This is a genomic window from Bradyrhizobium sp. 142 (genome assembly GCF_023074015.1).
GTDB lineage: Bacteria > Pseudomonadota > Alphaproteobacteria > Rhizobiales > Xanthobacteraceae > Bradyrhizobium.
Genome location: NZ_JADPKQ010000425.1, coordinates 39414 through 47423, shown reverse-complemented (window position 1 = coordinate 47423; position 8010 = coordinate 39414). Strand labels below are relative to the sequence as shown.

Here is an 8010-nt window from a genome sequence, read left to right as displayed (position 1 = left end):
TCGGCGATCCATCCTCAGCACCTACCGCTGGTGTGAATCTCGCCCAATACCTGATTCCTGTATCCTTGGTACTGCGACTTTCTGACTCAGTAGAACTAGATTGAGATTCATCTGTTGCTGCGAGAGGCTACGATGACATCGCCTGAGGACTTTTCACGGCTGCAATCCGACATGACACACGCGGTCAAGGCGCATTGGAAGGCCTTCCTATTCGAAGGCATCCTGCTCGCTGTTCTCGGCGTTGCCGCGCTAATCCTGCCGCCGCTCGCAAGCCTCGCGATCGCGATCTTCCTCGGCTGGATGTTCCTGATCAGCGGCATCGGCGGGCTGATCGTCACCTACTGGGCCCGCAGCACGCCGGGCTTCTGGTGGTCCCTGATCTCGGCAGCCCTTGCCGTGCTCGCCGGCATGTTGCTGCTTGCGCGGCCGATGCAAGCCGTGCTGACGCTGACCATCGTGCTCGGCGCCTATTTCCTGGCCGAGGGCGTCGCCACCATCATGTATGCGCTGGAGCATCGCCGCGAGCTCAGCAGCCGCTGGTCGTGGCTCCTGATCTCGGGCCTCGTCGACATCGCGATCTCGTTCATGGTGATCACGGGGCTGCCGAGCTCGGCGGAATGGGCCATCGGCGTCCTCGTCGGCATCAACCTCCTGTTCGGCGGCGCCACCCTGATCGGCACGGCGCTGGCGGCACGCAACAGCAACACCTGAGGCGCCTCGTCACGCACTGCGCCGTTTTGGGGGGTGACAACCCGCCAACCGCGCGCTATATGGCGTTCCATGATCACCCTCGTCACCAGCTATTTTTGGTACTTTAGCTACGACAGCTCGCTGGCGGCGGGAGGATCGCGCTCAATCTGACACATTGCAGCAAACGTCCGGACAAGCCGCCGCCAGACCTGGCGGCTTTTTTATTGGCCGGCAGGTTCTTCAAAAGACAGGAGCCCGCCGTGCTGAGCACGACCGACGATCTTCGTATCCGTGAACTGAAAGAGCTGAGCACGCCGGAAGAGGTGATGCGGGAAGTCCCGCGCACGCTCACCGCGACGCGTGTGGTGATGGCGTCGCGCAACGCCATCCACGCGATCCTCAATGGCCAGGACGACCGGCTTCTGGTCGTGGTCGGCCCCTGCTCTGTGCATGATCCCAAGGCCGCGCTCGACTATGCCGAGCGCCTCGCGAGCTTGCGCGAAGACCTCGCCGACCAGCTCGAGATCGTGATGCGGGTCTATTTCGAGAAGCCGCGTACCACGGTCGGCTGGAAGGGCCTGATCAACGATCCCGACCTCGACGGCAGCTTCGACATCAACAAGGGCCTGCGGCTGGCGCGAAACGTGCTGTCCGCGATCAACAATCTCGGCCTGCCCGCGGGCGCCGAATTCCTCGACATGACGACGCCGCAATACATCGCGGACCTCGTATCCTGGGCCGCGATCGGCGCGCGCACGACCGAGAGCCAGATCCATCGCGAGCTGGCCTCAGGCCTGTCCTGTCCGGTCGGATTCAAAAACGGCACCGACGGCAACGTCCGCATCGCGGCGGACGCCGTCAAGTCGGCCTCGCATCCGCATCATTTCATGGCGGTGACCAAGCGCGGCCGCTCGGCGATCGCCTCGACCGCAGGCAATGAGGACTGCCATATCATCCTGCGCGGCGGCAGCAAGCCGAACTACGACGCGGAGAGTGTTGCGACCGCCTGCAACGAGCTGGCGAAATCGGGCGTCGCATCGCAAGTGATGGTGGATGCGAGCCACGCCAATTCAAGCAAGAAGCCGGAGAACCAGCCGCTGGTCACGGCCGACATCGCTCGCCAGATTTCGGGCGGGGAAAACCGCATCATGGGGGTGATGATCGAGAGCAATCTCATTGCCGGCCGCCAGGACGTGGTGCCCGGTAAGCCGCTCGTCTATGGCCAGAGCATCACTGATGGCTGCATTGACTGGGCGACGACGGCAACCGTGCTGGAGCAACTCGCCGACGCGGTCGAGATCCGGCGTAACGCGCGGCGCGCGGGGCTGCACGAGCGCTCGGCTTAAGGCGCAAACGCGGGCGGGGCGATGCTGTCGCGCCCTGCCCGCCGTTGCACGCTTAGCAGCCGCGACAGATGCTCTTGATCTTCTTGTCCAGCGCCGCGTCTTCCTTGTTCACGGGATTATTAGGATCGCTCAGATTCTTCTCGCTGGGCACGTCGCTGGCACGCGGCTGGCGATGACCGACCGGCGCCTGCGGCAGCGATCCAGCCGTGGCGCCGCCCGACGTCGATCCCTTGGCGCCGGTCTGCGCGACCGCGGTACCGCCGAGCAAGACCACGAACGATGCTGCCACCATGATCTTCTTCATTCTATACCTCCATTCCTCAAACCGGCGCTTCCGTCGCGACCCGTTCAGGTCTCGGGCGGATAGAGATGAACGTCGCCGCAATAGTCCACGATACGATAGCGCGTTTCCGATGCCGCATCACGCGCATCAGGTGCGGTATTTTGCATCGGCAACACATAATTCGGCCCCACCGGCGACTTGCCGGCGCCTCCAGGGATGTCGATGACATAGTCGGGCTGACACAATCCTGATACCCGTCCGCGCAACTGACGCATCAGGTCCTGCCCTTCCGCCAGCGTCGTGCGCAGATGCGCGGTGCCCGGCGCGAGATCGCCGTGATGCAGATAATAGGGCTTGATCCGGCATTCGACGAAAGCTCGCATCAAATCCGACAAAGCGGCGACATTGTCATTGACGCCGCGCAAGAGCACCGACTGGCTCACCAAAGGAATCCCGGCATCGATGAGCCGCGCGCAGGCCGCGCGCGCCGGGCACGTCAGCTCCCGCGCATGATTGGCATGCACCGCGACCCAGGTGGTCGCACCCTCGACCCTCAGCGCAGCGACCATCTCGTCGCTGACGCGCGCAGGCTCGGCCACCAGCACGCGGGTGTGAAGACGGATGATCTTGACGTGATCGATAGCGGCGAGATCGGCCATGATCTCGCTCATCCGCCGCGGCGACAGCATCAGCGGATCGCCGCCGGTCAGGATCACTTCCCAGATCTCGCCGTGCGCGCGGATGTAATCGATGGCGGCGCGGTAGGCGCTGTCCGACAGCGCATTCTCCTTGCCGGGACCCACCATCTCACGGCGGAAACAGAAGCGGCAATAGACCGCGCAGACGTGAACGAGCTTGAACAGCACGCGGTCGGGATAGCGATGCACGATGCCGGGCACTGGCGAATGCGGGTGGTCGCCGATCGGATCGGCATTCTCGCCCGGCTGCGCCTCCAACTCCGCGGCGCTCGGAACAAATTGCCGCGCGATCGGATCATCGGGATCGGATTTGTCGATCAGCTCGACCAGCGCCGGCGTGATCGCGACCGCATAGCGTGCGGCGACGCGCTCGAGCACCGGCAGCGCTTCAGCCGGCGCAAGCTGCTCGGCCACCAGCTCGGCCGGCTCGCGCAAGGTACGTGCAAGGTTGGTCTTCATCATGTCTCGCTTAACGTTTCATTTGCAAGCGGTGTCCACACCACCTGATCAATCCGTGAAGCGCCGCTCGCCAGCATCACCAGCCGGTCGAAGCCGAGCGCGACGCCGCTCGCCTCAGGCATCTCCGCGACCGCGGCCAGAAAATCCTCATCCAGCGGATAGGCCTCGCCGTAGCGGCGCTGCTTCTCCGCCATCTCTTCCGTGAAGCGCCGGCGCTGCTCGTCGGCGTCGGTCAATTCGCCAAAGCCGTTGGCGAGTTCGACGCCACAGGCATAAACCTCGAACCGCTCGGCAACCCGCGGGTCGCCGGCCTTCACACGTGCCAACGCCGCCTCTGGAGATGGGTATTCGAACAGGATGGTCAAACGTCCCTGCCCCAGCCGCGGCTCGACATGCTCGACCAGGATCTTGCTGAAGATATCCGACCAGGTGTCGTCCTCCGCCACGCGGATCTTGCCGGCGGCTGCGGCGGCGAGCGCGGCCCGGTCGCCCTTCCCGCCGGAGATAGTCGCGAGCAGGTCAATGCCGGCGAACCTCTCGAACGCGCCGCCGACCGTCAGAAGCTCCGGCTCGGCGAAGGGGTCGGCGGACCGGCCGCGGAAGGAGAAGGTCCCGATTCCGGTTGCCTGCGCCGCATGGGCGATCACGTCGACGCAGTCGGCCATGATGGCGTCGTAGGGCGCGCCGGCCCGGTACCATTCCAGCATGGTGAATTCGGGCAAATGCAAATCCCCCCGCTCGCGATCGCGGAACACCCGGGCGAACTCGAAGATTCGGGACTCTCCGGCCGCCAGCAGCTTCTTGCAGGCAAATTCGGGCGAGGTCCGCAGGTAACGGGGGACGCGGCTGCCATCCGGCCGCATGATCTCGGTCCGCGGGGCATGCAGATGGGTCTCATTGCCCGGGGAGACCTGGAGGACGGAAGTTTCGACCTCGACGAAGCCCTGTTCGGCAAAAAAGCCTCGTGTTGCGGCGGTAATGGCCCCCCTCGCCTGGAGGAATGGCCGCCGGTCGAGGTGGCGCCCGGGCGACCAGAACGGCGAGATCGGCTTGTCCCCAGCCATTAACCGACCGCCCCGTGGCACAGCAAAATGCTGGCTTCCAACGGCAAAATCAGTATGTTGCGGCCCGAAACGGGCGCCGAGGTCTGATTTGAGGCCCCAGGTCCCCCATCAATTTGACCAAGTCCTGGCCGGTGCCGGGCCAAGCAGACAGGAAATATCGCTTTGAGAGTCATCGCCAGTTCTATTCGCAAGGGCAACGTGATCGAGCAAGACGGCAAGCTATATGTCGTCGTGACCGCCGAGAACATCCATCCCGGCAAGGGCACCCCGGTCAGCCAGATCGAAATGCGCCGAATCTCGGATGGGGTAAAGATCTCCGAGCGCTACAAGACCACCGACCAGGTCGAGAAGGCCACGATCGAAGAGCGCAATTACACCTTCCTGTACGAAGATGGCGATGGCTACCACTTCATGAACCCGGAGACCTATGACCAGGTCCAGGTGTCCAAGGACGTCATCGGCGACTCCGCGGCGTATCTCCAGGAGGGCATGACTGTCAAGCTCTCGCTGCACGGCGCCAATCCGGTGTCGATCGCGCTGCCGCAGCGCGTGACGCTGGAGGTGGTCGAGACCGAGCCTGTGACCAAGGGCCAGACCGCCTCGTCCTCCTACAAGCCCGCGGTGCTGTCCAACGGCGTGCGCACCACCGTGCCCCCGCACATCGCGGTCGGTACGCGTATCGTGGTGATGACCGAAGACGGCTCCTACTCCGAGCGCGCCAAGGACTAAGCGAGGGATCGAGGATCAGAGCAGGTGCCGCCGGGGGGCGAGACAGTGGGTAGGAAGACTTTCCGCTTCGTCTCGCAAGCCCTAGCGGCGCTTTCGCTCCTCCTTGTAACTCCGGTCGCTGCGGACGAATTCCGCAGCCCCTCGCTCACGGCCCTGCGCGTCGATTGGCGCGCAGCGCTCGACCAGCTCCGCACCGAGATCAACAGCCGCCCCCAGATCGCCGGCGATTTTATCTTCGCACCCCGCCGTTCGGTGCCGCGCTACGATCCGCGCGCGATGCCGGCGCTGGTGCAGCTCAACGCGGTCTCCTCACAATTCTTCACCGGCATTGCGCGCAGCCCGGTTCCCGTGCTGCTGCCGTTCGACGCCGCCGCTTACCTTGACGCGCAGCGCAGCGGCGCGCCGGCGACACTCGCGCTGTCGCGCTACCAGGCCGATTTCAATCCCGCCGATCTGTTCGACGCCGGCCCAGCAGGCTATAGCGCCAGCTTTTCGCTTGAGCCCGGCGCAGGCGACGGCATGCCGACACGGGTGTTTGCACGGCCGGTCGAGGTGCAGATTACGGGCTCGGCGCTGATCTACGACATCGCCGATCCCAGCGGCGGCAAAGGCGAGCCGGTCAAAGCGCTCGCAGCAACCTATCCGGACCTGCGCAGGTTCATCCGCGAAGGCTATGTGCGCTACGCCTTCACCCGCTTCGGCGTCGGCTATGTGGTGTCGATCCAGTGTCTCGACAGCGTCGCCAAACCGCGGCGTCTCGCCTGCAAGGAAGCCTATCCGGTTGCCGAGCGTTTCCTGAAGGCGCTGCACATCGCCGGCGGGCGGCGAATGCCGCCGCTGACGGACATTGCCTCCAACGTCATCGATCGTCCCGCAGCGCGTTCGCCGGAATTCAGCTACCGGCCAAGCGGCGACATCATCCCGAATACCGGCTACCGCAACAAGAGCGGCCATCCCGACGTGATGGCCTATGCGCAGATCCGCTTTCCGCTCGAAAAGGCGCCCGCGTTCGTACGTTCGCAATCCTATGCCAGGCGCGACAAGATGGAGAGCACGACCGCCTATCCCTGGCGCGACAATTTCTGCGAGTCCCGTAGTTTCGAGGTCTGGCAATGCGGCGGCGGCTACGGCCACCAGGGGGAGGACATTCGTGCGGCCGAATGCCCGCCGCAGGGCGACGGTGGCGAACGCTGCGACCCCAAGCAACGTGGCGTGGTCGCAGTGCGCGACGCCATCGTGATCCGCGGCGCCAAGGACCAGGCCGCGACGCTTCAAGTCAACAGCCGCACCGAGCACATCCGCTTCCGCTACATGCACATGAATCCGCAGGCCATGAACGCCGATGGCTTGCTCAACGGCCGCATCGTCAGCGAGGGCGAGAAGATCGGCGTGGTCTCGAACTATCTAGATCATCCCGCCGGCACCTCAATGCACCTGCATTTCGACGTGCAGGTCTTCACCCGTGACGGCTGGGTCTGGGTCAGCCCCTACGTCACGTTGGTCTCCGCCTATGAGCGCCTGATCAGCGCCCGCGGCCGCGAGGTCGGCCCGGAGATCGCAGGCAGCCCACAACCCGTGGCACATGCGCTGCCGGAGGATGCACTCAAGCCCGACCTGCGTGAGGGCTCGAGCGGAGAGGATAATTGAGGCTGCTCGCGCTACAGCGGCGGTCCTCAGCGCGAGGCCTTGGCTGACAAGGCCGTTTTCCCGACGCGTTACGCGACCTAGCGCCTATCTGGCCTCAGAATTGCTTGGCCACCGGCAAGCAAGGCGGAATCCAGCCTTCGCGGGCGTTGCGTCGAAACAGAATGAAGGGAAGCACATGCGTTTTCTCACCACGGCGGCCTTCCTGGCCGTCGCGTTCGTCGTGCCGGTTCATGCGCAGGAATTGAGCGGCACGTTGAAGAAAATCAAGGAGACCGGCGCGATCACACTCGGGATACGCGACAGTGCGGTACCCTTCAGCTACATCGACGACAAGCAGAAGATCGTCGGCTACGCCATAGACATCTGCATGAAGATCGTCGACGAGATCAAGGCCGAACTCAAGCTGAACAAGCTCGAGGTCAACGAGAACATCGTCACCTCGTCTAGCCGGATTCCGCTGATGGCGAACGGTACCGTCGATCTCGAATGCGGCTCGACGACCAACAACGCCGATCGCCAGAAGCAGGTGTCCTTCACCAACACGCATTTCCTTACGGCAAGCCGCTTCGTGTCCAAGAAGGCCCTGAAGCTCGACCAGGTTGACGACCTCAAGGGCAAGGCCGTCGTCTCGGTCTCGGGCTCGACCAACCTGACCCAGCTCAACAAGGCCAATGCTGCACGCTCGCTGGGCATCACCGTGATGAACGCCAAGGACGTCCCCGAGGCGTTCCTGATGGTCGAGACCGACCGCGCTCAAGCGTTCGTCATGGACGACATCCAGCTTGCCGCCATGATTGCCTCCTCAAAGGATCCGTCGCTGTACGCGATCAGCACCGGCGCATTTTCGGATCCGGAGCCCTATGGCATCATGCTGCGGAAGGACGACGCACCGTTCAAGGCGGTGGTCGATCGGGCAACCGCAAAACTCTACAAGAGCCCGGAGATCGAGAAAATCTACAACAAATGGTTCATGGAGCCAGTGCCGCCGCGCGGCCTGAACTTCCACGTGCCGATGCCGATGTCGATGAAGAAGTCTTTTGAGAACCCATCCGACAATCCTGATCCAGCCTCCTACGGAGGCTAACGACAGATGT

8 protein-coding genes are annotated in these 8010 nt (G+C 63.8%); 5 read left to right on the top strand and 3 right to left on the bottom strand.

The annotated features are described in order from the left end of the window. Positions 1-132: 132 nt before the first annotated feature. Together IVA82_RS39825 and IVA82_RS39820 are read left to right on the top strand one after the other, a co-directional pair. On the top strand, positions 133-711 hold the full coding sequence (locus tag IVA82_RS39825; protein WP_247389307.1) for an HdeD family acid-resistance protein: 579 nt from the start codon (positions 133-135) through the stop codon (positions 709-711). Positions 712-950: 239 nt separating this feature from the next. Beyond that, on the top strand, positions 951-2036 hold the full coding sequence (locus IVA82_RS39820) for a 3-deoxy-7-phosphoheptulonate synthase (protein WP_346658802.1): 1086 nt from the start codon (positions 951-953) through the stop codon (positions 2034-2036). A 52-nt stretch (positions 2037-2088) separates the two neighbouring features. Here the strand turns inward: IVA82_RS39820 and IVA82_RS39815 are convergent, their stop codons facing one another. Genes IVA82_RS39815 through epmA form a run of 3 tightly spaced genes read right to left on the bottom strand, consistent with a single transcriptional unit; the run spans position 2089 to position 4540 of the window. Beyond that, complete coding sequence (locus IVA82_RS39815; RefSeq protein ID WP_247389306.1) at positions 2089-2340, bottom strand: hypothetical protein; 252 nt, start codon at positions 2338-2340, stop codon at positions 2089-2091. Between the two features lie 44 nt (positions 2341-2384). Next, a complete protein-coding gene (locus IVA82_RS39810) occupies positions 2385-3479 on the bottom strand; it encodes a lysine-2,3-aminomutase-like protein (protein ID WP_247389305.1) in 1095 nt (364 codons plus the stop codon). Then, positions 3476-4540, bottom strand: coding sequence for an EF-P lysine aminoacylase EpmA (gene epmA / locus IVA82_RS39805; RefSeq protein ID WP_247389304.1), 1065 nt, complete (start codon positions 4538-4540; stop codon positions 3476-3478). The genes IVA82_RS39810 and epmA overlap by 4 nt, the downstream gene beginning before the upstream one ends. 162 nt (positions 4541-4702) lie before the next feature. On the opposite strand from epmA, the gene efp reads away from it, so the two are divergent. The 3 genes from efp (at position 4703) to IVA82_RS39790 (ending at position 8000) form a co-directional block, all read left to right on the top strand. Further along, on the top strand, positions 4703-5269 hold the full coding sequence (gene efp, locus IVA82_RS39800; RefSeq protein WP_148738367.1) for an elongation factor P: 567 nt from the start codon (positions 4703-4705) through the stop codon (positions 5267-5269). 24 nt (positions 5270-5293) lie between these two features. After that, positions 5294-6916 (top strand): M23 family peptidase, encoded by a 1623-nt coding sequence (locus tag IVA82_RS39795; RefSeq protein WP_247389303.1) that lies wholly within the window; start codon positions 5294-5296, stop codon positions 6914-6916. 175 nt (positions 6917-7091) lie between these two features. Next, positions 7092-8000, top strand: coding sequence for an amino acid ABC transporter substrate-binding protein (locus tag IVA82_RS39790; protein ID WP_247389302.1), 909 nt, complete (start codon positions 7092-7094; stop codon positions 7998-8000). Positions 8001-8010 lie beyond the last annotated feature (10 nt).